This is a genomic window from Sandaracinus amylolyticus (genome assembly GCF_000737325.1).
GTDB lineage: Bacteria > Myxococcota_A > Polyangia > Polyangiales > Sandaracinaceae > Sandaracinus > Sandaracinus amylolyticus.
Window position 1 is genome coordinate 5,861,307 of record NZ_CP011125.1, and the last position, 24,230, is coordinate 5,885,536.

The window sequence follows — 24,230 nt, forward strand, 5'->3', positions numbered from 1 at the left end:
GGCGACCGTAGCCAGCGAGAGAACGCAGTGTCAACGCCGTTTCACGTGGATTTCCCGACGTTCGGGCGCGGAAGGTGAGTACGCTGCGCGCGAAATGCAGTACGCCGCTCACGTCGTCCGCTGTGCGCTCCTCGTCGCTCTCTGCAGCTGCGCGAACGATCCCGACCCCTACGTCGTGCCCGAGGGATGCAACCCGCTCGCGGCGGACTGGGACTGCATGCTGCCCTTCCCGAGCGATCGTTTCCTCGTCGACGATCCGTCGCTGCCGAGCGGGCACCGCGTCGATCTCCCGCTCGCGGCGCGCGTCCCGTTCGGCGCCGAGCCGCTCGACGCGTTCGCCGATCGCGCGATCGACGGGTTCAGCCCGGCGACGCCGATCCTCGCGTACTTCCCGGTCGCGCTCGACGCGGAGCCGCTGGTGCGCTGGGACGAGGACGTGACCGCGACGCAGCGCGGTGAGGGCCCGACCGTGATCGTCGACGCGGCGAGCGGCGAGCTCGTCCCGCACTTCGCGGAGCTCGACGCGTCGAGCGCCGATCCGCTGCGCCGCGTGCTGATCCTGCGGCCGCTGGTGCGGCTCGCGGCGGAGACGCGCTACGTCGTCGGGCTGCGCGATCTCGTCGACGAGGACGGCGCGCCCGCGCCGGCGCCCGAGGGCTTCCGCCGGCTGCGCGACGGTGACGAGAACGAGGGCGAGCTCGCGCGCTACGAGGACGCGATCTTCCCGGTGCTCGAGGACGCCGGCTTCGCGCGCGACACGCTGCAGCTCGCGTGGGACTTCACGACCGCGAGCGAAGAGCGGCTCACGGGCGACATGCTCGCGGCGCGCGCGATCGCGATCGACGCGCTCGCGGCGGCGCCGCCCGCGGTGCGCGTGCTCCGGGTGATCGAGGGCGACGCGCTCGCGGAGAACCTGCGCGGCTCGACGGCGCGCCAGATCGAGATCGAGGTCGACGCGCCGCGGATCGTGACCAGCGCGACGGCGGGCGAAGGCTACCTGCTGCGCGACGACGAAGGTCGGGTGCGCACCGAGGGCACCGTGACGTTCGCGGCGACGATCCTCGTGCCGCAGAGCGTCGCGGACGCGGGCACGCCCGCGCGCCTGCTGCAGTACGGGCACGGCTTCTTCGGATCGCGCGGCGAGATGACCGGCGGGTACGTCGACGACTTCGCGAACGAGCACGGGTTCGTCGCGATGGCGGCCGACTGGTGGGGGATGATGTTCGAGGACCGCAACGAGGTCGCGGGCGATCTCGCGGCCGGGCGCGCTCGCGAGCTGCTCGCGTTCATCGAGCGCACGCACCAGGGCATGGTGAACTTCATCGTGCTCGCGGGCGCGGCCGAGGTGATCGCGGCGCTGCCCGAGCTCGCGGCGACGGAGGGCGGGAGCTCGCTCGTCGATCCGAGCGACGTGTTCTTCTGGGGCAACTCGCAGGGGCACATCCTGGGCGGCGTCTACACCGCGATCAGCCCGCACGTGCGGCGCTCGGTGCTGGGTGTCGGCGGCGCGAATTTCTCGCTGATCATGTTCCGCAGCCGCGCGTTCGCGGCGCTGCGCGCGCTGCTCGAGCTGAACATCGAGGGGCCGCTCGAGACGCAGCAGGTCGCGCTCCTTCTCCAGCACTGGCTCGATCGCATCGACCCGGTGAACTACGCGCGCTTCGTGTCGCGCGAGCCGCTCGAGGGCGCGCCCGAGAAGCAGGTGCTGCTGCACACCGGGCCCGGCGACGAGGCGGTGACCCACCTCGCCGCGGAGCTGCACGCCCGCGAGCTCGGCATCCCGCTGCTCACGCCCTCCCCGTTCACGCCGCCGCTGCTCCAGACGGCGACCGCACCGGTGCCCTCGGCGCTCGTCGAGCTCGACTACCTCGACGAGCTCGGGATCGAGATCGTGCCGACCGCGCAGATCCCCGACGAGGCGAACGCGATCCACGAGTCGATCCGTCGCAACCCGCGGGTGCAGGAGCAGGTCGATGCGTTCCTGCGAGCCGACGGCGTGGTGACGCACACCTGCGACGGTCCCTGCGACCCGGAGTGATCGTCGCTGCGGCCGGCGACGCCTCTTCACACGGGCGCGTCGGATGCGGAACCATGCTCGCCGCATGTCGCTCTACGGAATGTTCGCGGGCAAGGGCCCGAGCGGGTTCGGCTACGGCTCGAGCGCGGAGGACGTGACCGAGGGCGTCTCGCTCGCGGGCAAGACCATCCTCGTCACCGGCTGCAACTCCGGGCTCGGGCTCGAGACGACGCGCGTGCTCGCGAAGCGCGGCGCGCACGTGATCGGCACCGCGCGCACCGCGGACAAGGCGCGCGACGCGGGCAAGAGCGTGCAGGGCGACACGTCGGGGCTCGCGTGCGAGCTCTCCGATCCGCGCTCGGTGCGCGCCTGCGTCGACGCGGTGAAGGCGAGCGGCCGCGAGCTCGACGTGATCATCGCGAACGCGGGGATCATGGCGCTGCCGAAGCGCGAGACCGCGCACGGCATCGAGCTGCAGCTGTTCACGAACCACGTCGGGCACTTCATGCTCGTGACCGGCTTGCTCGACGTGCTCGCGGACGACGGGCGCGTGGTGATCGTGTCGTCGGAAGCGCACCGCAGCGCGCCGAAGGAGACGATCCGCTTCGACGACCTCGGCGCCGAGAAGAGCTACTCGCCGTGGGTCGCGTACGGGCAGAGCAAGATCGCGAACATCCTGTTCGCGAAGGAGCTCGCGCAGCGCTTCGCGGCGTCGGGATCGAAGCGCACCGCGAACGCGCTGCATCCGGGCATCATCCGCACGAACCTGGCGCGGCACATCAACCCGATCTCCGCGACGGTCGCGCTCGCGCTGGCGGGACCGATCGCGCTGAAGAGCGTCGGCGAGGGCGCGGCGACGCAGTGTCATCTCGCGGCGCATCCGGGGGTCGCGGGCGTGTCGGGCGAGTACTTCTCGCACTGCAACGTCGCGAAGCCGCGAGCCGACGCGCGCGACCCCGAGATCGCGAAGAAGCTGTGGGCGCGCACCGAGGAGATCGTCGCCGCGCTCCCGAGATGAGCGCACATGATCGAGGCGAATCTTCACATTCGGGCTTGAACGATGCGCGTCGCAGCCCGTCCAATGCACGCAGGAGGTTCGAGCATGACCATGTCGAAGCTGCGCGCCGTCATCGTGGCGCTCCTCGGAGCGACGTTGCTCCTTGCGATGCCCGATGCGGCGAGCGCACAGCGTGGGGGGCGCGAGCGGCGAGAGGATCGTCGCGAGCGGCGCGAGGACCGTCGAGAGCGTCGTGAGGATCGACGCGAGGCGCGAGAGGATCGTCGTGACCGCCGCGATGATCGACGCGATCGCCGTGACGGGCGCGTCGTCGTCGTGGCGCCGACGCCGCCGCGCGCCGGTGTGGTGGTGACCGCGCCGACGCCGCCGCGCGCGTCGATCGTGGTGGCGCCCCCGACGCCGCCGCGCGCGTCGATCGTGGTGACGCCGCCGCGCGCGCCCCGCATCGTCGTGCGCCAGGCGCCGCCGCGCCCGCGCGTCGTCGTGCGCCCGCCCCCGCCGCGCACCGAGGCGGTGTGGGTCGAGGGCTACTGGCAGTGGAACGGCGCGCAGTACGTGTGGGTCGACGGCCACTGGGACCAGCCGCGCGTGGGCTACGTGTGGGTCGACGCGCGCTGGGAGGTGCAGAACGGTCAGTGGGTCTTCTACGAGGGCCACTGGCAGGCCGTCGCGCGCTGACGCTCGGCGCGGCGTGATCGCGTCGTCGAGGGGCCTCGGACACGTCCGAGGCCCCTCTCGCGTTTCACGACGCCGTCGGCGACGGCGGCGGCGGAGGGGCCGGCGGCGGCGCCTCGAGGTCGGTGAGGAAGCTGTCCTTCGAGACGCGCAGGTAGTTCGCCGGCGAGTGATCGTCGAACGAGAAGCGCAGGAGCCGATCGGCGAGCCAGCGCGACGCCGCGAGCTTGAACGGCAGTCGCCGCCGCACGAAGTCGACGCCCGCCGTCGCGAGCGCCGCCGCGAACCAGCGCGCGACCGGGAACGTCGACGTGTGGTTCGGCCCGATCCACAGCGCCGACTCGTGGCGCGGCGCGGTCCACACGCCCGACACGAAGTGCTCGAAGTTGCCCGCGACGTCCGACGTCGGCAGGTACGGCACGACGTCCGCGCCGTACGCGTGGCGGAACACGATCTGGCCGAGCCTCTTCTCGTCCATCCAGCGCGCGAACCCCGCGTCGCCGACCGCCGGCTGTCCGAACGTGTACACGCCGCGCAGCGACGCGCGCACGTCGCGGAAGCGGCGGTCGCGATCCTGCTCGGCCTCCTTCACGATCTGCGCGGCGGTGAGCACCGCCATCGCGGCACCGAGGCTGTGACCCGCGATGATCAGCTCACCGACGCGCTCGTGCACGAGCATGCTGTAGACGCGCTTCCACACGGCCTCCATGCCGAAGTAGAAGCCGCCGTGCACGTTGCCGACGCGGAAGTTGCGCGCGGGGAACGGCACCGTCTCGACGAACGCGTCGGCGAGCACGTCTCCGACGCTCGTGAGCTCGGTGCCGCGATAGACGAGGATGCCGAGGCGCTTGCTCGGATCCTGCTCGGTCGTGCGCAGGAAGAACGCGTTGGTGTCGAGGTACATCGGCGCGTTCGTCGCGGGGAACACCGCGCCGGTGATCGGCACCTCGAGCAGGTCTTCCATCTGCGCGCGCAGTGTCTCGGGATCGGAGTACGCCCACGCCGACGCGGTCGCGGCGACGTACGCCGCGGCCGGGCTGTACGCCCATCCGTCCGCGGTCTGCGCGAAGCGCAGCACCGGGATGCGCCGGTCGAGCACCTGCGCGCGATCGCGCGCGCTGTCGCCGTGGATCCGTCGGTACTCGGGATCGTCGATGATCGATCGCTGGAACACCAAGCTGCCACTGCCGTTCAGCATGTCTTTCCCCCATCGCTCGACTCGATGGCGTCGAGCGCGCGCAGCATGGCGACCGGCATCGCGCGTCGCGCCCCGCGAACGTGGGCACGTCGCGCGAAGTTCCCGGGCCGACACCTGCTCGCAATGATCACGCGACCTCACGCGAGCGCTCCGGAGCCGATTGCGGTGGGCGGAGGCGTCCCTCATATCCGCGCGCGTGGAACAGGACCCCGAGGAGCTCGAGCCCACGCCGGGCCTCGCCGTGTTGTCAGGCCTCTCTCGCGCGAACGCGCGGGTGCCGCAGGCCGTCGACGCGGTCCTCACGCGCGCGCGCACCGACCTCGCGGGGCTCCCGCCGTCGGCTGCCGCGATGTTGCTCGCGCGCGCCGCGAAGCGCGCGAAGGCGCCCTTCCTCGTGATCGTCGCCGACGTGGACGCGGCGCGACGCACCGCCGCGGACCTGACGTTCTTCCTCGGCAGCGAGAGCGAGACCGACGGAGACGCGACCGACGGCGAGGGCGTGAGCGATCGCGGCGGCGCGCGCGTGCTCGTCTATCCGGGCGGCGACGTGACGCCGTTCGCCGACGTCGCGCCCGATCGACGCGCGGCGATGGAGCGGCTCGCTGCGCTGTTCCACCTCGCGCAGGGGCTGCCCTTCGAATTCGTCGTCGCGCCGATCGCGGCGCTCGCGCGGCGGGTGCCGCCGAAGGCCAGCCTCGTCGAGCGCTCGATGGTGGTCCGCGCGGAGGACGAGCTCGATCGCGAGCGGCTGATCCGCGTGATGACCGAGGGCGGCTACCTGCGCGTCCCGGTGGTCGAGGATCCCGGCACGTTCGCGGTCCGCGGATCGATCATCGACGTGTTCCCGCCGCACTCGCGGCACCCCGCGCGCATCGAGCTCGACGACTGGCTCGTCACGTCGATCAAGCTCTTCGAGCCCGAGGATCAGCGCACCGTCGGGACGATCGATCGCATCTTCGTGCACCCCGCGCGGCAGGAGCTGATGGGGCCCGAGGAGATGGCGCTCGCGCGCACCCGGGTGCGCGACCTCTGCGACGCGATCGACATGCCGACGCGCAACACGCGCCAGCTGATCGACGACCTCGAGAGCGGCCGCACGTTCCTCGGGATCGAGGGCTTCCTGCCCGCGTTCTACGAGAAGCTCGACACGCTCTTCGACTATCTGCCCGCGGGCACGTCGAGCGTGGTCGTCGATCCGAGCGCGGTGACGCGCGCGATGCGCGAGGAGATGGAGGCCGCGGACGCGGATCGATCGGCGAAGGTCGCGTCGCGCGCGCCCGCCTTCCCGATGGACGCGCTCTACGCCGGCGAGGCCGAGCTCGCGTCGTGCATCACGAGCACGCGCGTCGCGATCGTGCATCGCGTGGCGGCGCTCGGCGCGCCGGAGGAAGGCGAGTCACCGCTCGCCGCGCTCGAGAGCGTGAAGAGCGCGGACGAGGTGCTCGATCTCGGCGCCGAGGATCAGACGCCGCTCACCACCGAGCTCTCGCAGCGACGTCAGGGACAAGGACGCGACGACGCGCTGCGTCCGCTCGCGACCCGCACTCGCGCGTGGCTCGACGCGGGCATGCGCGTGCTGATGGCCGCGCGGACGCGCACCCAAGCGGACCGCCTCGCGTCGCTGCTGCGCGGCTACGAGATCCCGATCGCGGGAAAGCCCGCGCCGTTCGCGCCGTCGATGCTCGAAGGCAAGACGCCGCGCGCGACGGAGATCGTGATCGGCGGCGTCGGTGGCGGGTTCGTGGTCGCGACCGAGGCGCTCGCGCTGGTCACCGAAGAAGAGATCTTCGGCACGCGCGCGCATCGCCGTCGCGAGGTCGCGGGCAAGAAGAAGCGGCGCAGCAGCGACGCGTTCGTCGAGGACCTGCGGCAGCTGCAGCCGGGCGACTACGTCGTCCACGTCGATCACGGCGTCGGCAAGTACCTCGGGCTCGAGAAGAAGACGCTCGGGCTGACGAAGGGCGAGGAGCTGCGCGGCGTGTCCGCGACGAGCGTCGAGGTGCTCGTCGTCGAGTACGCGGGCGGCGATCGGCTCTTCCTGCCGGTCACGCGCCTGCACCAGATCCAGAAGTTCGCGGGCGGCGAAGGCGCCACGCCGAAGATGGATCGGCTGGGCGGACAGACGTTCGCGAAGACCAAGGCGAAGGTCAAGAAGCACGTCCAGGAGATGGCGGACGAGCTGCTCCGTCTCTACGCGCAGCGCGCGGCGACGAAGCGCAACGCGCTCGCGCCCGCGGACCGGACGTATGCGGAGTTCGAGGCGACGTTCCCGTTCGACGAGACCGCCGATCAGATGAAGGCGATCGAGGACGTGCTCTCGGATCTCGAGCGCGGCCATCCGATGGATCGCATCGTCTGCGGCGACGTCGGGTTCGGGAAGACCGAGGTCGCGATCCGCGCGGCGTTCCGCGTGGCGCTCACGGGACGACAGGTCGCGGTGCTCTGCCCGACGACCGTGCTCGCGCAGCAGCACTACCAGACGTTCGCGGCGCGCATGCGGCAGTACCCGGTGCGCATCGAGGTGCTCTCGCGCTTCGTGGACAGCAAGGATCAGGCGAAGATCCTCGCGGACATCAAGGAGGGGAAGGTCGACATCGTCGTCGGCACCCATCGCCTCCTCAGCAAGGACATCCACTTCAAGGATCTCGGGCTGCTCGTCGTCGACGAGGAGCAGCGCTTCGGCGTGACGCACAAGGAGCGCATCAAGAAGCTGCGCACCGAGGTCGACGTGCTGACGCTGACCGCGACCCCGATCCCCCGCACGCTGCAGCTCGCGGTGGGTGGCCTCCGGGATCTGTCGCTGATCACGACGCCGCCCGCGGATCGACGCGCGGTGCGCACGTTCGTGACGCGCTGGGACGATCACCTGCTGAAAGAAGCGATCCAGCGCGAGCTCGCGCGCGGCGGTCAGTGCTTCTTCGTCTACAACCGCATCGAGGGTCTCTACGAGCGCGCGCAGAAGCTGCAGCAGCTCGTGCCCGACGCGCGCTTCGCGGTGGCGCACGGACAGATGGGCGAGGCCGCGCTCGAGCAGACGATGACCGACTTCGTCGCGGGTCGCTTCGACATCCTGTGCGCGACGGCGATCATCGAGAGCGGCCTCGACATCCCCCGCGCGAACACGATCCTGATCGATCGCGCCGACACGTTCGGGCTCGCGCAGCTCTATCAGCTGCGAGGGCGCGTCGGTCGGTCGCGCGAGCGCGCGTACTGCTACCTCGTGACGCCGCCGCCGAACGCGATGACCGACGAGGCGCGCGCGCGCATCGAGGCGCTCGAGCGCTTCAGCGAGCTCGGATCGGGCTTCCAGGTCGCGTCGCTCGACATGGAGCTGCGCGGCGCGGGCGACGTGCTCGGCGCGGAGCAGAGCGGCAACCTCGCGGCGGTCGGGTTCGACCTCTTCCTGCACATGCTCGAGGACGCGGTGGCGCAGCTGCGCGGCGAGCCGATCGTCCACGAGGTCGACACCGAGATCACGCTCGACGAGCCGCTCTACCTGCCGGACGACTACGTGAGCGACGTCGGGCTGCGGCTCTCGTTCTACAAGCGCTTCGCGAACGCGGAGAGCGAGAGCGAGGTGTCGGAGCTGGCGAGCGAGATGGAGGATCGCTTCGGTCCGCCGCCGCCCGCGGCGCTGACGTTCGTGCGCGCGATGGGGCTGCGCACGGTGCTGCGCGCGCTGCGCGTGCTCGGGTGCGAGGCGAACCGCGAGCGCGTGACGCTGCACTTGAGGGAGGACACGCCGCTCGATCCCGCGAAGGTGATGGCGAAGGTCGGGCTGCCGCGGTCGCCGTGGCGGCTGTCGCCGGACATGAAGCTGACGAAGCGGTTCGGCGTGGAGCTCGCGGGCGATGCGCTCGATCGCGTGGAGCAGGTGCTTCGGGATGTCGAGGAGATGAAGAAGGCCTCGTAGGGCCGCGCCGCACGCGGAGGTCTCGCCAGCTGCGGTCGTGTTCGGGGGCCACCTGCGCGTGCTCGGCCGTCAGCCGATCCCCGCCTACGAGCGCGGCCCCGGCCCGGCGCCACCGACCTCGCCGTTCGGGTAGCGGACTGCCGGAACGGAGCGTGATCCGTTCGCCCGGGTGGCCGGGCGAGTTGCCAGTCGATCGAGAAACCTGGTTCACACGATGTCGGAGATCCCGACACCGATGTCGGCGCAACTCGGTCGGATCGACGCGGCCTGGAGGAATTTTCGTGCAGGTTCGCGCGTGTGGCGCGTCGGCACGGAAACTGATAGGCGCGCGGGCGAGATGTCGGGTCTGCTTCTCCTCCTCGCCATCGGCGGCGTGCTCCCCGTGCCGGCGCTGCTCCTTCCGAGCAGCGTGCTCGAGCGCGCGCGCGAGGTGTCGATCGACGCAGGCTCGCTCCACCTCGAGCTCGATCTCGCCGCCCCAGCGCCGTCCGGGCTCGACGATCTCGGGCGCACCCTCGGCGACGGCATCGCGCTCGGCGATCTCCACGTCGGGCTCGACGGCGTTCCCGGACAGCCGTTCCTCAGCAACTTCCTCAGTCAGCACGAGATCCGGTTCACGCACATCGATCCCGAGACCGTCGTGAGTCAGGTGATGGTCCGCGTGCGCATGACCCTCGACTGAGCCGCGCTTCACGCGTCGAGCAGCGCCGAGAGATCCTCGATCACCACGTCCGCGCCGTGGCTCCGCAGCGCCGCCGCCCGACCGGCGCGATCGACGGCGACCACGTAGCCGAAGTGCCCGGCGCGCGCCGCTTCGACGCCGGCGAGCCCGTCCTCGAACACCGCGGTGCGTGACGGATCGACCGCGAGCGCACGCGCCGCCGCGAGCAACGCGTCCGGGGCGGGCTTGCTCGAGAGGCGCTGCTCCGCTGCGTCGATGCACACGTCGAAGAGCTCCTCGATGCCTGCCGACGCCAGGACCTCGCGGCAGCGCTCGCTCGACGAGACGAGCGCGGTCGCGAGGCGCGCTTCGCGCGCCGCGCGGAGGTAGCGCACCGAGCCTTCGTACGTCGCGATCGCTCCGTCGAGATCGAAGACCAGCGCGCGCACCGACGACGGCACGCCGAGCTCGACCGTGCTCGGCACCACGTAGCGCTCGATCGCGCGCGCGAAGCCTTCGTCGTCGTTCGAGCTCGTGACGAAGTGCGCGCATCGCTGCACCTCGGGCGTCGCGTTGCCCATCGCGATGCTCGTGCCGGTCACGGCGAACATGAGCACGTCGGTCGGCATGTCGCCGATCGCCGCCATGCGCGAGAGCGGGACGTGGAGCCGGCGCGCGAGGTCGCGCGCGACCATGCCCTTGTTGGCGTCGGGATGCGTGACGTCGAGGTAGTACGGCTGCGAGCGCGCGGCCGACGCGTGCCCCGCGACGTGCTCGCGCAGCGCCGCCTCGCAGCGCGCGAGGTGCGCGTGATCGTCGCCGACGCCGACGATCTTCACCGCGCCCTCGAGCACCGCGCCCGGATCCGCGATCACCGTCGGCGCGAACCGCACCGTCGCCTCTTCGTGCGCGACGTGCGGCGCGGAGCGGTCACGCACGAACCACTCGTCGCCGCGATAGATCCAGACGTCGAGGCCGGCGCGGAGGAGCAGCTCGACGACCTCGACCGAGACCGCGAGCGGGATCGTGCGCTGCTCGATCACCGTGCGCAGATCCGGCTCGACGATCAGCCCGCCGTTGAACCCGGCGATCGGCGCGACGAGCCCGAGCGGCTCGACGAGCATCGCCAGGCCACGCGGCGGGCGGCCGCTCGTGATCGCGAGCTCGATGCCGCGCTCGCGCAGCCGGCGCGCGGCGTCCAGCGTGCGCGACGTGAGCTCCTTCGACGACGTCACGAGCGTTCCGTCGACGTCGGCGAGCACGAGCGCGATGTCGCCGGCCATGCGTGTCCCCGACCTCAGCGCGCGAGCACCGCGAGCGCGCGCGCGACGACGTGATCGGCGGTGAGCCCGTACTGCGTCATCACGACGTCGCCCTTCGCCGACGCGCCGAAACGATCGACCGAGAGCACGTCGCCCGACGATCCGACCCAGCGCTCCCATCCGATCGCGCGCCCTGCCTCGACGGCCAGACGCGCGCGCACCGACGCGGGCAGCACGCTCTCGCGATACGCAGCGCTCTCGGCGGCGAACAGCTCCCACGAAGGCATCGAGACGAGACGCGCGCGCACGCCGCGCTCGCGCAGCACGCGCTCGGCCGCGACGACGAGCGATACCTCGGAGCCCGTGCCGATCAGGATCATCTGCGGATCGGCGAGCTCCGGGTTCAGCACGTACGCGCCGCGTCGCAGACCTTCGGCGGGCGCGTACACGGTGCGATCGAGCGTCGGCACGTGCTGTCGCGTGAGCGCGAGCGCGGTCGGTCCCTCGGTGCGCGCGAGCGCGACCTGCCACGCGCAGCGCGTCTCGTTCGCGTCCGCGGGACGCAGCACGACGAGGCCCGGGATCGCGCGCAGCGCGAGCAGCTGCTCGACGGGCTGGTGCGTCGGGCCGTCCTCGCCGACCGCGATGCTGTCGTGGGTGAACACCCAGATCGTGTGGAGCCGCGCGATCGCGGAGAGGCGGATCGACGCGCGCATGTAGTCCGAGAACACGAGGAACGTCGCGCCGAACGGGATGACGCCGCCGTGATAGGCGAGCCCGTTCACCGCGGCGCCCATCGCGTGCTCGCGCACGCCGAAGTGGATGTTGCGCCCGGCGTAGCTCCAGCCGCCTCCGACCGTCCCCTGCGCGCTCGCGTCGAAGCGCTGCGGCGGCTCGAAGTCCCCGTCCTGCTTCAGCCAGGTGAACGTGGACGGATCGAGATCGCCAGAGCCTCCGACGAGCTCGGGCACCCGATGCGCGAGCGACTGCAGGATCGTCTCCGAGGCCTTGCGCGTCGCCATGCCCTTCGCGTCCGCCGGCAGCTGCGGCAGGCCCTCGTCCCAGCCCGCCGGGAGCGCGCCGCGGAAGCGTCGCTCGATCTCGGCAGCGAGCTCGGGGAACGCCTCGCGATAGTCGGCGAAGCGCCGGCTCCATCCCTCGCGCGCCGTCTTCCCGCGCTCGAGCGCGGCGCGGAGATGAACGAGCACCTCGCGCGGCACGAAGAAGGGCGGCTCCTCGGGCCATCCGAGGTGCTCCTTCGTCCGCTTCACCTCGTCGGGTCCGAGCGGGTTGCCGTGCGCCTCGAAGCTGCCTGCCTTGTTCGGCGCGCCGAAGCCGAGCACGGTGCGCACGCAGATCAGCGAGGGCTGGCTCGTCGCGTCGCGCGCGGCGCGGATCGCGCGCGACAGCGCGTCGACGTCGTTGCCGTCGTCGACCGTCTGCACGTGCCAGCCGTACGCCTGGTAGCGGGCCGCGACGTCCTCGGTGAACGTGATCGACGTCGTGCCCGAGAGCGTCACGCGGTTCGAGTCGTAGAGGACGATCAGCTTGCCGAGCGCGAGGTGTCCGGCGAGCGACGCAGCCTCGGCCTGCACGCCCTCCATCATGTCGCCGTCGCTCGCGATGACGTACGTGCGGTGATCGAAGATCGTGTGGCCGGGGCGGTTGTATCGCGCCGCGAGGTGCGCCTCCGCGATCGCCATCCCGAGCGCGTTGCCGATGCCTTGTCCGAGCGGGCCGGTCGACGCTTCGACGCAACCCGTCAGGTGCGACTCGGGATGCCCCGGCGTGAGGCTGCCCCACTGACGAAAGCGCTCGAGCTGCTCGAGCGTCATCTCCTCGTAGCCGGTGAGGTGCAGGAGCGCGTAGAGCAGCGCGGAGCCGTGCCCGGCGGAGAGCACGAAGCGGTCGCGATCGATCCAGCGCGGGTCCGCGGGATCGTGCTTCAGGAAGCGAGACCACAGCACGTACGCCATCGGCGCGGCGTCGAGCGGCATCCCCGGGTGCCCCGAGCCCGCCTTCTGCACGGCGTCGACCGCGAGGAAGCGGATCGTGTCGATCGCGCGCCGATCGAGCTCGCGCTCGTTCGTCACGGCATCCTCGAGAGCGTGTTCGGGTCGATGCAGCCCGACGGCGCGAGCTGCTGCGCCTCGGGCGGTCCCCACGTGCCCGGCTCGTAGATGCGGAGCGGCACGACGTCGCCGAGCACCGGCTCGACCACGCGCCACTGCGCCTCGATCGCGTCCTGCCGCGCGAAGAGGCTCGGATCGCCGCGCATCGCGTCGCCGAGGAGGCGCTCGTAAGGCAGCGTCTCGGTGGCGGGATCTTCCGACGCGAGCAGCTCGCGCGCGCGCCCGACCATCGTCTCGCCCGACGTGATCCCCGGGCGCTTCACGCGCATGCCGAGCGCGATCACGACCTCCGGCGCGAGCCGGAAGCGGAAGTAGTCGGCGCAGCGGACGTGCTCGCCGAAGATGTCGCGCGGCGGTCGCTTCAGCTCGACGAGCACCTCGGTGAGCGTGGCCGGCAGGTGCTTGCCGGTGAGCACGAAGAACGGCACGTCGGCCCAGCGCCACGTGTCGACGCGCAGCGTCACCGCGGCGAACGTCTCGACCGTCGAGCCCGGCGCGACGCCGCGCTCCTCGCGATAGCCGCGGTACTGTCCGCGCACGGCCTGCGCGGGATCGATCGGCGCGATCGCCTTGAGCACGCGCGCCTTCTCGTCGCGGATCGCTTCGACGTCCTGGCCGACGGGCCCGTCCATCGCGAGGATCGCGACGACCTGCAGCAAGTGGTTCTGGACGACGTCGCGGATCGCGCCCGCCTCCTCGTAGAAGCCGCCGCGCCCCTCGACGCCGAAGCGCTCCGCCATCGTGACGTGCACGCTGCTGACGAAGTCGCGGTTCCACAGCGGCTCGAGGAGCGTGTTCGCGAAGCGGAAGTAGAGCAGGTTCTGCACCGGCTCCTTCCCGAGGTAGTGGTCGATGCGGAAGATCGACGACTCGTCGAACACCTCGTGGAGGATCACGTCGAGCGCACGGGCCGACGCGAGGTCGCGACCGAACGGCTTCTCGAGCGCGACGCGCGCGCCCTCGGTGCAGCCCGCGCGATGAAGGCCCGCGACGGCCGTCGCGAAGACGCTCGGCGGGATCGCGAGATAGAGCAGCGGCCGCTCGATGCCCGCGAGCGCACGCTGGAGCCCGCCGAATCCTTGGGGATCGGTGAAGTCGACCGGCGCATAACGCAGCAGCGCGCCGAGCTTCTCGAACGCAGCGCGATCGAGCCCGCCGGACTTCTCGAGGCTCTCGCGCACGCGCGCACGCAGGTCGTCGATCGAGCGCTCGGCGCGTCCGACGGCGATGACGGGCACGTCGAGCGTGCCGTGACGCACCATCGCCTGGAGCGCCGGGAAGATCTTCTTGTACGCGAGGTCGCCCGTCGCGCCGAACACGACCAACGCGTCGGAGCGCAGCGGCGCGCTCACGGCTGCTTCTCCTGGTGCCCGCCGAACTCGAAGCGCATCGCGGACAGCAGCCGGTTCGCGAACTCGGCCTCTCCGCGCGATGCGAAGCGCTCGCCGAGCGCCGTCGACAGGATCGGCGCGGGCACGCTCTCGTCGATCGCGGCTTTGAGCGTCCAGCGTCCTTCTCCCGAGTCCGACACGCGGCCGTGGAAGTCGGCCAGATCCGGGTCGCGCACGAGCGCCGACGCGACGAGATCGAGCAGCCACGACGCGACGACGCTGCCTCGACGCCAGACCTCGGCGATCGCGGGGAGATCGAAGTCGTAGCGATAGAGCTCGGGGCTCTCGAGCGGCGTCGTCTCCGCGTCCACGCTGCGCGGCGCGTTGCCCACGTTCGCGTGGCGCAGGATGTTCATGCCCTCGGCGTACGCGCCCATGAGCCCGTACTCGATGCCGTTGTGCACCATCTTCACGAAGTGCCCGGCGCCGTGGGGCCCGCAGTGCAGGTAGCCGTGCTCCGCGGGCGACGGCGTTCCCGCGCGACCCGGCGTGCGCGCTGCCGCGTCGATCGGCGGCGCGAGCGCGGCGAAGATCGGATCGAGGCGCTGCACGATCTCGCGCTCGCCGCCGATCATCTGGCAGTAGCCGCGGTGTCGGCCCCACACGCCGCCCGAGGTGCCGACGTCGACGAAGTGGATGCCGTCTTCGGCGAGCGCGCTCGCGCGACGGAGATCCTCGCGGTAGTGCGAGTTCCCGCCGTCGACGATCACGTCGTCGCGCGCGAGGAGACGGCGCAGCGTCGCGATCATCTCGTCGACGACGCCGGCGGGCAGCATCAGCCAGATCGCGCGCGGCGGGTGGAGCTTCGCGACGAGATCCTCGATGGTCCTCGCGCCGATCGCGCCCTGCTTCGCGAGCGCTTCGACCGGCGCGGGCGAGCGGTTCCACGCGACGATCTCGTGGCCCGCGTCGAGGAGCCTGGCGGCCATGTTCGCGCCCATCCGACCCAGTCCCACGATGCCGATCCTCATGTCCGTGCTCCTTCGTCAGCGCGCGTGAGATGGCGAACTCCGTCCGCGCCGGCGATGACGAGGTCCGTCGCGAGATCGAGGAACAGCCCGTGCTCCACGATGCCGGCGCGCTCGGCGAGCCGGCGCGAGAGCTCGTGCGCGGCGCGGATCGGTCCGAGCTCGCAGTCGAGGATCAGGTTGTCCTCGTCGGTGCGGAACGGCGCGCCGGAGGCCCCCGATCGGACGCGCACGCGCGCGCCGAGCGACTCGAGGTAGAGCGCCTCCGCGCGCCAACCGAACGGCACGACCTCGACGGGGAGCGCGCAGCGCGTCCCGATGCACGGCGACGGCTTCGACGCGTCGACGACGATCACCTCGCGGCGGCTCGCCTGCGCGACGATCTTCTCGTGCAGCAGCGCGCCGCCTGCGCCCTTCAGCAGCGCGAACGTCGGGTCGACCTCGTCGGCGCCGTCGATCGTGAGATCGACGACGGGATGCGCCTCCAGCGTCGTGAGCGGCACGCCGAGCCGCGCGGCGGCGTCGCCCACCGCGCGCGAGCACGGAACGCCGAGCACGTCGAAGAGCGCGCCGCTCGCGAGGCGCGACGCGATCGATCGCAGCGCGAAGTCCGCCGTCGAGCCCGCGCCGAGCCCGACCACCATGCCCGAGCGCACCCACTCGGCCGCGTGCTCCGCGGCGTCGCGCTTCCAGCGCGCGTGCTCGTCCGAAGGCGCGCGCGACGTCACGACCGTCCTCGCAGCTGCGACGCCGCCTCGGCGTCGATCATCCAGCGGAGCGCGCCGTGGGTGGGAGCGATGCGCGCGGCGGGAAGGCGCTCGGCGCCATCGCGCCCCTCGAGCACGTGTGCGAGCCGCTCTGCCTTGCTCGCGCCGTCGACGAGGAACGTGACCGCAGCGGCCGCGTCGATCACGACCGGCGTGAGCGTGATGCGCCACATCGGGTGCGGGCGCGCGATCTCGCTCGGCACGACCCAGCGACGCGCTTCGTTCATCGCCGGCGCGCCGGGGAAGAGCGAGGCGGTGTGCCCGTCGTCGCCCATCCCGAGCAGCACGAGATCGAAGCTGCGCGCAGGCGGCCCCTCGACGTCGCCGAAGCACGCGCGCAGCGTGCGCTCGTACGCGCGCGCTGCGTGCTCGGGCTCGTCCTCGCCCGCGATGCGGTGCACGTTCGCCGCAGGGATCGGCACGCGATCGAGCAGCGCTTCGCGCGCCATCCGATAGTTCGACTCCGGATGATCGGGCGGCACGCAGCGCTCGTCGCCGAAGAAGATGCGCGCGCGCGACCAGTCGATGCGCCCGACGAACGAGGGCTGCGCGAGGCGCTCGTACACGGGCCGCGGGGTCGCGCCGCCTGCGAGCGCGATCGTGAACACACCGCGCGCGGCCACCGCGGCGCGCGCGAGCGCCACGACGTGCTCCGCCGCGGCGTGCACGAGCGCGTCGCGATCGGGGTGGATCTCGACCTCGCGCGCGGCACCGTAGACGAGCCGCTCCGGCGCGCGCGGGACGTGCATCTCGAGCGGGAGTCGACGTGCGATCCCACGCAGCTCGTCGGGCGTCCGTCGGGGCGAGCCGGTCACGTGCACCTCGGCGACCCGACGCGGCATCGTGCGTGCCACGGCGATTCGCCGCGCTCGGTCCCGCCGCTGCGCGGACGGGGTGCACGACGTCGCGCCGACGCCGTGCGCATGGGGCACGAGCGGACACGCCCCGGCTCGCACGCACCGCTCGGTGCGTGGCGGAGCACGCGCAGCGCGCGTACCGTGCGCGCGATGATCGTCGAGTACGTTCGTTATCGCGTCGCGCCCGAGCGTGGCGCGCTCCTCGAGCAGGCCTGGCGCGAGGCGTCTGCGCTGCTCCGCGCATCACCGCATTGTCTCGCGTACGAGCTCACACGCTGCGCGAAGGACCCTGCCCGCTACGTCGTGCGGCTCGAGTGGGACAGCCCCGAGGGCCACCTCGAGGGCTTCCGCAAGAGCGCGGCGTTCGCGGAATTCGTCGCGCACGTGCGGCCGTTCATCGCCGACATCGAGGAGATGGAGCACTACGCGCCGACCGGCGTCGGCTCGCGATCCACGATCTTCGACGCAGCCGGCGGCGTGGCGACGTTCTTCCGGCTCGCGCACGAGATGCACGCGCGCATGAAGGCGGACGCGCTGCTCGGGCCGCACTTCGCGCGCGCGGCGGAGAGCCACGTGCCGCACCTCGCGATGTGGCTCGTCGAGGTGTTCGGCGGACCGAAGCTCTACAGCGAGACCCTCGGCGACATCGCGCCGATCCTCCGGCGCCACGCGGGGCTGCGCATCGACGACGCGCAGCGCGAGCGCTTCGTGCGCGTCGCGGCGGACGCGGCCGCGCACGTCGTGGCGGACGTGCGCGCGCGGGAGGCGATCGTCCGCTACGTCGCGTGGGGCGCGCGGGTCGCGCAGGAGAACTCCGCGCCCGAGCGCGTCCCGAACGCGCAGGCCGGCGTGCCCACGTGGGGCTGGGACGACCGGTGATCACTCGACGCTCGCGCCCACCTCGGGCGCGAGCGCGACACCGCACGCGTAGAGCGCGTCGAGCGCGGGGCGGAGGCGCTCCGCGCGCGCGGTCGTGCGATACGTCGACGTGCCCGCCCGGCGCGTGACCTCGACGAGGCCGAGCTCCTCCATGTCGCGCAGCCGCTGGGTGAGCACCTTGTCGCTCAACCCGGGCACGAGCGCGCGCAGCTCGGCGTAGCGCAGCGGGCCGTCCTTGAGGCGCGCGAGGAGCACCGTCTTCCACTTGCCCCCGAGCACCTCCATCGAGAGCTCGACCGGGCATCCGAACCGCCGCTGGAGATCGTGCGCCATCGCGCGAGCATCCGCGGGTCACGCGCGCGACGCCAGCGCGGCGCTGGTGCCGATCCACGCACCCAGCAGCGCGCCCACGAGCGCACCGGTCACCGCGCCGCACCCGAGCACGCCGAGCTGGAGCACCAGCAGCCGGAGCGCGTCGTAGTCGAGCTCGCGCGCGCCGAGCGAGATCGCGACGCCGATGATGGGCGCGAAGATCGGGAGCGGCGCGAGCGCGAAGAGCCACGCCCGCAGCGGCGAGAGCGCCGGCACCACCACGCGCACCAGCGCGGTGCCCATCACCACGGCCGCGAGCGCCGCGGCGATCGCGATGCCGTGCCCGCCGAACCACGGCGCGTCCATGCGCCCGAAGTGCCACGCCGCGAACGCGCCCGGCGCGACGCCGCCGAGCGCACCACCGAGCGCACCGAGCACGATCCGCGAGAGCGCGCGTCGCGCCAGCGCCACGCCGCCCGCGATCGTCGCGGCGTACGACGCGCCCGTCAGCGCGACGAACGTCGCGAACTGCGGGATCAGCGCGAGCCACGGCAGCGGCTCGGTGGCGTGGAAGCGCGCGAGATAGAGCAGCGCCGCGGGCGCGCTCACGATCGGCGCGACGAGCGCGCCCGTCCACGCGCCCTGCTCGATCGCGCCGAGCACGGTGCGCGGCTCGGCGACGACGAGACGCTCCACGTCGATCGGTACGCCGTGCGTCGCGTCGCTCTACCCCGGCGAGCCGGCGGAGCGACGCCGTCCGCGCGCTCGGATCAGAGCTCGAGGCGCACGCGCGTGGTCTCGTTCGCTCGGATCGTCACCGTCGTGCGCTGCGGCGAGCGGCCCGGCGCGCGCAGCGTGATCACGTGCGTGCCCGCCGGCAGCGCGACGTTCGCGAGCGGCGTGGTCCCGAGGTGACGACCACCGAGGTACACCTCGGACCACGGCGTCGTCGCGATGGTCAGCGCACCGCTCGCGGTCGCGCGCGCGCTGGCCGCACCGCCGCCCCGACGCGGCGGATCGCGGCGCGGCTCCTCGCGACGCGCAGGCGTCAGCGCGAAGCTGAGCGTCGCGTGCTCTCCGGCGCGCGCGAGCTCGACCTCGTTCTCCGCGGGCAGGTACCCGTCGTGCTCGAGCACCACGCGATGGCGCGCCGGCAGCACCTCGGCGATCAGCGGCGTCGTCCCGATGCGCGTGCCGTCGATGCGCACCGACGCGCCCGGCGGCGTCGAGTCCACGCGCAGGCTCGCGGTCGCCGCGGCTGCGGGCAGCTGCATCGTCAGCTCTCGGATCTCGCCGGGCTCGACCGTGATCTGCTCGCTCGCGACGAGCCCGCCGCTCGCGTCGCGGATCTCGATGCGGTGCGCGCCCGGCTCGAGCGCGACGATCGCGGGCGTCGGGCCGAGCGGCCGCGCGTCGACGAAGAGCGGATGTCCCGCGGGCACGCTCGAGACGCGCAGCTCCGCAGGCGCGCGCGGCGTCGCCGCCGCGGCGGGAGGCAACGGCGGCGGCGCGCTCGGCGCGGTCGTCGGCGGATCGGGCGGCGCCTCGGGCGCGCCGAGCACCATCGCGCCGCCGGCGAGGGCCGCGAGCGTCACGACGAGCGCGCCGGCGACGAGCGCGATGCGCGTGCGCGACGACCGCTGTGGCTCGACGTCGGGGGCGCGCGCGAACGAAGGAGGCGTGCCGCGCGGCGGCGTCGGTGGCGCGAGCGGCACCGCGGCAGGAGCGCGCGCGACCACCGTCGCGTCGAGCTCGTCTCCCGTCGGCACGTCGAGGATCCGCCGCGTCGCGCGCGGAGGCTCGCTGCCCGACACGATCGGCTGCGTGCCCGGCGGCGGGCGCTCCGAGGACTTCGCGGCGACCGTGCCCGCCGCGCGCGGCGCGCGCGCGTCCTCCTCCAGCGCGTCGGGGAAGAGGTGCCGCACGTATCGACCGAGCTCGACCGTGCCCGTCGGCTCGACGCCGCTGCGCAGGTACGCCTCGAGATCGGCGCGCAGCGCGAGCGCGTCGGCGTACCGATCCGCGGGCCGCGGCGCGAGCGCGCGCCGGACCACGGTCGCGAGCGCGCTCGGCATGCGGTCGACCCGCTCGAGCGCCGGGATCGTGCCCTTCGCGCTCATCGTCTTCGCAGCGCGGAAGTCGTCGTGCGGGAAGAGCGGCTCACCGAGCACCGACTCGAAGAGCAGGATCCCGACGTTGAAGAGATCGCTGCGCGCGTCGAGCGTGTCGCCGCGCGCCTGCTCGGGCGAGAGGTACGCGAGCTTGCCCTTCACCACGCCGTGCTCGGTCGCCTCGCGCGACTTGCCGCCGGTGCGCGCCTTCGCGATGCCGAAGTCCGCGAGCTTCACCGCGCCGTCGAACGACACCAGCACGTTCGACGGAGTCACGTCGCGATGCACCACGCCGGCGGGGCGCCCGTCGACCCGCAGTGCGTGCGCGTGGGCGAGCGCCTCGCACACGAAGGACACGATCTTGGCCGCGTGGTGCGGCGGCAGACCGCCGCTGCGCCCGAACGCCCTGCCCTGCTCCACCGCGCGCACGATCAGCGCGCGCAGATCGACGCCGCGCACCAGCTCCATCGCGAGCCAGAGCACCTCGCCCTCGACGTCGGGCTCGCTGCCGAAGTCGTACACGTGCACGACGTTCGGGTGCGAGAGCAGCGCCGCGAGGCGCGCCTCGTCGCGGAACATGCGCGTGAACTCGGGATCGGCCGCGAGGTGCGGCAGGATGCGCTTCACGACGAGGTCGCGCGCGAACCCGTCCTTGCCCTCCTGCCTCGCGAGGAAGATCTCCGCCATGCCGCCGGCGGCCAGCCGGCGTACGAGCCGGTAGGGGCCGAGCGGGATCCCGACTGCCATCGGGGCGAGCGTACCGCGATCCCGCCCGTCCGAGGCGCTTGCGTCGCGATGCGGTCCCCGCGTAACACAACGACCGGATTGCCCACGCGACGCGAGCCCCGATCGCTCTCGTCCGAGTCGGACGCGATGCTCGAGGCGCTCTTCACGAGCCCCTCGGTCGGCCTCGCCTTGCTCGACGCGGATCTCCGCTTCGTGCGGGTCAACGCGCTGGTCGCCGCGCTCGACGGCGCGCCGATCGAGGCGCACGTCGGGCGCACCGTCGAGGACGTGATGCCGTCGCTCGCGCCCGTGCTCGTCCCGCTGCTGAAGGGCGTGCTCGAGCGTGGCGAGCCGCGGCTCGACGTCGCGCTGCCGACCGAGCGCGCGCAGGTGCTCGCGAGCTTCTTCCCGATGCGCCTGCGGGACGGCTCCCGCGGCGTCACGGTGGTCTGCGTCGATCGCAGCGGCTCGGGCGACGCGTCACTGCTCGGGCGCCTCCGCTTCGACGATCTCGTCGCGCGCCTCTCGGCGGAGCTCGCGGAGGTCTCGCCCGAGCGCCTCGACCGCACGCTCGAGCAGTCGCTCGAAGCCGTCGCGACGACGTTCGACGCCGATCGCGCGCTGGTGATGCTCCTCGACGCGCAGAGCGCGACGATCCGGCGCACGCACGAGTGGCATCGCGCCGACCTCGAGGCCCTGCCCGGGCTCGAGGTGCCGATGCCGGTCGCCGCGTTCCCGTGGGCGTCGGAGAAGCTCTTCGCGGGCCAGCCGGTGCTCTCCAGCAACTTCGAGGGCCTGCCCGAGCACGCCGAGGCGGAGCGGCTGCTCCTGCACCTCGACGGGCCCGGCTCGACGGCGATCGAGCCGCTGCGCGTCGGTCCGCGCACGCTCGGCATCGTCGTGTTCTCGTGGCGCGAGCGGGCGCGCGACTGGACGCCGCTGCTGCGCGCTCGCCTGCGCACCGTCGCAGAGCTGATCGCGACCGCGCTCGATCGCCGCGAGCTCGAGCGCACCGCGCACGATCGGCTGCGCTTCGAGCAGCTGCTCTCGCGCATCTCGACGAGCCTGATCGAGGCGAGCGCGGCCCGCCTCGACGACGCGATCGGCTCCGCGCTGCGCATGCTCGCCCAGGCGATGGAGGTCGATCGCGCGTACGTCTACGAGATCGACGAGGAGACCGCGACCGCGCGCTCGGTGTACCAGCACGCCGAGCCGGGCGTGCCCGAGATCAAGACGCGCGTGTGGTCGTTCGCGAAAGACGCGGCGTGGGGCCTCGCCGAGCTCCGCGCCGGTCGTGCGCTCGTGGTCCCGCGCGTCGAGGAGCTGCCCGAGCGCGCGGCCGCCGAGCGCGACGTCCTGCTCGCGGGTGGCGTGCGCTCGCTGCTGATCGCGCCGATGCGCGTCGGCGATCGTCTGATCGGCATCGTCGGGACCGACACGCGCCGCGAGATCGCCTGGTCCGACGTCGTCGTCTCGCGCGCACAGCTCGTCGGCGAGATCTTCGCGAGCGCCGTCGATCGACGCCGCCTCGAGCGCCTCGCCGCGGAGCGCCAGCGGATCGACGCGCTGCTCGCGACGATCTCGACCGCGCTGATCGACGCGCCCGCGGAGCGCATCGACGAGGAGCTCGGCGGCGCGCTCGCGCGCATCTGCGTGGAGCTGGGCCTCGTGCGCGCCCTCGTCATGCGCTTCGATCGCGCGGCGAGCACGTTCCGCGTGACCCACCACGCGGGCGCGCCGGCCGCGTTCGACGTCGGCGTCGATCAGCCGCGGAGCGAGCTCGAGGGCGCGCTCGCGCCGACGCTCTCGCGCGGCGTCCACCTCGTGCGCACCGCCGCGCTCCCTCCCGGGCGCCTGCGCGAGACGTGGGAGCGCCAAGGGATCGTGGGCGCGGCCGCCGCGGCGCTGCGCCGGCACGACGACGTCGTCGGCGCGCTCGTGTTCCTCTCTCGCGAGGAGCGCGCCTTCGAGGGCACGTTCCGCGCGCGCATCCTGCTGATGGAGGACGTCGTCGCGCACGCGCTCGCACGCCGCGACGCCGAGCTCGCACGGCGCGCCGCGTTCGACGAGCTCGAGCGCATGAAGGCGCAGCTCGAGCGCGAGCGCGACTACCTCCGCGAGGAGATCCGCGGCGAGCACGACGTGCACGCGATCGTCGCGCAGAGCGCGGCGCAGCAGCGCGTCATGACCAGCGTCGAGGCGGTCGCGTCGACCAGCGCGAGCGTGCTGGTGCGCGGCGAGACCGGCGTGGGCAAGGAGCTCATCGCGCGCGCCATCCACGCCCGCAGCCCGCGCGCCGAGCGCCCGCTCGTGAAGGTCGACTGCGCGTCGATCCCGCACGAGCTGTTCGAGCGCGAGTTCTTCGGACAGGTGCGCGGCGCGATCGCGGGCGCGCTCGAGGATCGCGTCGGGCGCTTCGAGCTCGCCGATCGCGGGACGCTCTTCCTCGACGAGGTCGGCGAGATTCCCCTCGAGATGCAGTCGAAGCTGCTCCGCGTCCTGCAGGACGGCGCGCTCGAGCGCATCGGCGATCCGCGCACCCGGCGCGTCGACGTGCGCGTGATCGCCGCGACGAACCGCGACCTCGAGGCCGACGTCGCGGCGGGCCGCTTCCGGCGCGACCTCTACTACCGGCTCGGCGTGTTCCCGCTCGAGGTGCCTCCGCTCCGCGAGCGCGCCGAGGACGTGCTCCCGCTCGCGCGCTACTACCTGCGGCGCTCCGTGAAGGCCCTCGGTCGTGGCCCCCTGGAGCTCACCCGCGTCCACGAGCGCCTGCTGATCGATCACGACTGGCCGGGCAACGTCCGCGAGCTCGCGAACGTGATCGAGCGCGCGGTGATCCTCTCCTCGGGCTCCGAGCTGCGGCTCGATCTCGCGATGCCCAAGCGCGCGCGCACCACGCCCGTCGCGACGCCGCCCGCGGTGGTCCCCAGCGCAGCGCGCGACGAGCCCGAGAAGCCCGCGCCGGCACCGATCCGCACCGAGAGCGAGCTGCGGGAGCTCGAGCGCGCGAACCTCCTCGCCGCCCTCGAGCGCGCAGGTGGGCGCATCGCGGGCCGTGGCGGTGCCGCCGAGGTGCTCGGCGTCCGTCCGTCCACACTTCGCGATCGCATGCGCGCCTTCGGGATCGAAGCGCGGCATTACCGACGTTCGTAGCGCTCGCGACACTTCGTTCCTGCGCACGGGAATCCGTGCCTGCGCGCGAGATTCCGCGAGCGCGTGCGAGGTACGTGCAAATTTTCCGTGAATCCACGATCCGTCCCCCTTGCGGCGAACGGCACGAGACCTGCTCAAGGGGGGCGCGCATGAGCAGTCCTCCTCACGAGTCCCCCGACGCTCGCGC

Annotated in this window: 17 protein-coding genes; 7 read left to right on the forward strand and 10 right to left on the reverse strand. The window is 72.7% G+C overall.

From position 1 onward, the window contains the following. Positions 1 to 94: 94 nt before the first annotated feature. From DB32_RS24705 to DB32_RS24720, 3 genes are all read left to right on the forward strand, one after another. Positions 95 to 2,038 (forward strand): hypothetical protein, encoded by a 1,944-nt coding sequence (locus tag DB32_RS24705; protein WP_053235102.1) that lies wholly within the window; start codon positions 95 to 97, stop codon positions 2,036 to 2,038. A 64-nt stretch (positions 2,039 to 2,102) separates the two neighbouring features. Continuing rightward, positions 2,103 to 3,035, forward strand: a complete 933-nt coding sequence (locus tag DB32_RS24710; protein ID WP_205627078.1) for an SDR family oxidoreductase — start codon at positions 2,103 to 2,105, stop codon at positions 3,033 to 3,035. Between the two features lie 84 nt (positions 3,036 to 3,119). Beyond that, positions 3,120 to 3,713, forward strand: coding sequence for a YXWGXW repeat-containing protein (locus DB32_RS24720; RefSeq protein WP_240481247.1), 594 nt, complete (start codon positions 3,120 to 3,122; stop codon positions 3,711 to 3,713). A gap of 64 nt (positions 3,714 to 3,777) precedes the next feature. Here the strand turns inward: DB32_RS24720 and DB32_RS24725 are convergent, their stop codons facing one another. Next, positions 3,778 to 4,908, reverse strand: a complete 1,131-nt coding sequence (locus tag DB32_RS24725) for a lipase family protein (protein ID WP_053235106.1) — start codon at positions 4,906 to 4,908, stop codon at positions 3,778 to 3,780. A gap of 196 nt (positions 4,909 to 5,104) precedes the next feature. Between DB32_RS24725 and mfd the strand changes: the two genes are divergently transcribed. Together mfd and DB32_RS24735 are read left to right on the forward strand one after the other, a co-directional pair. After that, entirely contained in the window at positions 5,105 to 8,821 is a 3,717-nt protein-coding gene (mfd, locus tag DB32_RS24730; RefSeq protein ID WP_053235107.1) for a transcription-repair coupling factor, read from the forward strand. 214 nt (positions 8,822 to 9,035) lie between these two features. After that, positions 9,036 to 9,503, forward strand: coding sequence for a hypothetical protein (locus tag DB32_RS24735; protein ID WP_157069362.1), 468 nt, complete (start codon positions 9,036 to 9,038; stop codon positions 9,501 to 9,503). 8 nt (positions 9,504 to 9,511) lie between these two features. On the opposite strand, the gene DB32_RS49125 is transcribed toward DB32_RS24735, so the two are convergent. From DB32_RS49125 to pgl, 6 genes are read right to left on the reverse strand one after another with little or no spacing between them, the layout of a single operon-like run. Then, a complete protein-coding gene (locus tag DB32_RS49125; protein WP_075097615.1) occupies positions 9,512 to 10,765 on the reverse strand; it encodes a Cof-type HAD-IIB family hydrolase in 1,254 nt (417 codons plus the stop codon). A 14-nt stretch (positions 10,766 to 10,779) separates the two neighbouring features. Then, positions 10,780 to 12,837 (reverse strand): transketolase, encoded by a 2,058-nt coding sequence (tkt, locus tag DB32_RS24745; protein ID WP_053235109.1) that lies wholly within the window; start codon positions 12,835 to 12,837, stop codon positions 10,780 to 10,782. Further along, positions 12,834 to 14,228: a glucose-6-phosphate dehydrogenase gene (gene zwf / locus DB32_RS24750; RefSeq protein ID WP_053235110.1), complete on the reverse strand. Its 1,395-nt coding sequence runs from the start codon at positions 14,226 to 14,228 to the stop codon at positions 12,834 to 12,836. Before zwf ends, tkt begins: the two co-directional genes overlap by 4 nt. Further along, the gene (gene gnd / locus DB32_RS24755) at positions 14,225 to 15,238 is read right to left on the reverse strand and encodes a phosphogluconate dehydrogenase (NAD(+)-dependent, decarboxylating) (protein WP_053235111.1); all 1,014 of its coding nucleotides are present in this window, start codon (positions 15,236 to 15,238) and stop codon (positions 14,225 to 14,227) included. Before gnd ends, zwf begins: the two co-directional genes overlap by 4 nt. Further along, positions 15,235 to 15,963, reverse strand: coding sequence for a ribose-5-phosphate isomerase RpiA (gene rpiA / locus DB32_RS24760; RefSeq protein ID WP_075097616.1), 729 nt, complete (start codon positions 15,961 to 15,963; stop codon positions 15,235 to 15,237). The genes gnd and rpiA overlap by 4 nt, the downstream gene beginning before the upstream one ends. Next, positions 15,960 to 16,844, reverse strand: coding sequence for a 6-phosphogluconolactonase (gene pgl / locus DB32_RS24765; RefSeq protein WP_240481248.1), 885 nt, complete (start codon positions 16,842 to 16,844; stop codon positions 15,960 to 15,962). Before pgl ends, rpiA begins: the two co-directional genes overlap by 4 nt. A 165-nt stretch (positions 16,845 to 17,009) precedes the next feature. Here pgl and DB32_RS24770 point away from each other — a divergent pair, with 165 nt between their 5' ends. Beyond that, positions 17,010 to 17,738, forward strand: coding sequence for an antibiotic biosynthesis monooxygenase (locus DB32_RS24770; protein WP_075098002.1), 729 nt, complete (start codon positions 17,010 to 17,012; stop codon positions 17,736 to 17,738). Here DB32_RS24770 and DB32_RS24775 read toward each other — a convergent pair whose 3' ends face one another. From DB32_RS24775 to DB32_RS24785, 3 genes are all read right to left on the reverse strand, one after another. After that, positions 17,739 to 18,071: a winged helix-turn-helix transcriptional regulator gene (locus DB32_RS24775; protein ID WP_053235113.1), complete on the reverse strand. Its 333-nt coding sequence runs from the start codon at positions 18,069 to 18,071 to the stop codon at positions 17,739 to 17,741. Positions 18,072 to 18,089: 18 nt separating this feature from the next. Next, positions 18,090 to 18,746 carry a hypothetical protein gene (locus DB32_RS24780; RefSeq protein WP_053235114.1) on the reverse strand — a complete coding sequence of 219 codons (657 nt, stop codon included), beginning with the start codon at positions 18,744 to 18,746 and terminating at the stop codon, positions 18,090 to 18,092. Between the two features lie 74 nt (positions 18,747 to 18,820). Then, on the reverse strand, positions 18,821 to 20,908 hold the full coding sequence (locus tag DB32_RS24785; protein WP_083457730.1) for a serine/threonine-protein kinase: 2,088 nt from the start codon (positions 20,906 to 20,908) through the stop codon (positions 18,821 to 18,823). A gap of 78 nt (positions 20,909 to 20,986) precedes the next feature. Here DB32_RS24785 and DB32_RS24790 point away from each other — a divergent pair, with 78 nt between their 5' ends. After that, a complete protein-coding gene (locus tag DB32_RS24790; RefSeq protein ID WP_053235116.1) occupies positions 20,987 to 24,043 on the forward strand; it encodes a sigma 54-interacting transcriptional regulator in 3,057 nt (1,018 codons plus the stop codon). The last annotated feature ends 187 nt before the right edge of the window (positions 24,044 to 24,230 follow it).

Coding starts and splice junctions, on each gene's coding strand:
- DB32_RS24785 (WP_083457730.1), bottom strand. CDS start 20,908: ATGGCAGTCGGGATCCCGCTCGGCCCCTACCGGCTCGTACGCCGGCTG.
- DB32_RS24710 (WP_205627078.1), top strand. CDS start 2,103: ATGTCGCTCTACGGAATGTTCGCGGGCAAGGGCCCGAGCGGGTTCGGC.
- DB32_RS24770 (WP_075098002.1), top strand. CDS start 17,010: ATGATCGTCGAGTACGTTCGTTATCGCGTCGCGCCCGAGCGTGGCGCG.
- DB32_RS24735 (WP_157069362.1), top strand. CDS start 9,036: ATGTCGGAGATCCCGACACCGATGTCGGCGCAACTCGGTCGGATCGAC.
- DB32_RS24725 (WP_053235106.1), bottom strand. CDS start 4,908: ATGCTGAACGGCAGTGGCAGCTTGGTGTTCCAGCGATCGATCATCGAC.
- DB32_RS24705 (WP_053235102.1), top strand. CDS start 95: ATGCAGTACGCCGCTCACGTCGTCCGCTGTGCGCTCCTCGTCGCTCTC.
- DB32_RS24775 (WP_053235113.1), bottom strand. CDS start 18,071: ATGGCGCACGATCTCCAGCGGCGGTTCGGATGCCCGGTCGAGCTCTCG.
- DB32_RS24720 (WP_240481247.1), top strand. CDS start 3,120: ATGACCATGTCGAAGCTGCGCGCCGTCATCGTGGCGCTCCTCGGAGCG.
- DB32_RS49125 (WP_075097615.1), bottom strand. CDS start 10,765: ATGGCCGGCGACATCGCGCTCGTGCTCGCCGACGTCGACGGAACGCTC.
- pgl (WP_240481248.1), bottom strand. CDS start 16,844: ATGCCGCGTCGGGTCGCCGAGGTGCACGTGACCGGCTCGCCCCGACGG.
- gnd (WP_053235111.1), bottom strand. CDS start 15,238: ATGAGGATCGGCATCGTGGGACTGGGTCGGATGGGCGCGAACATGGCC.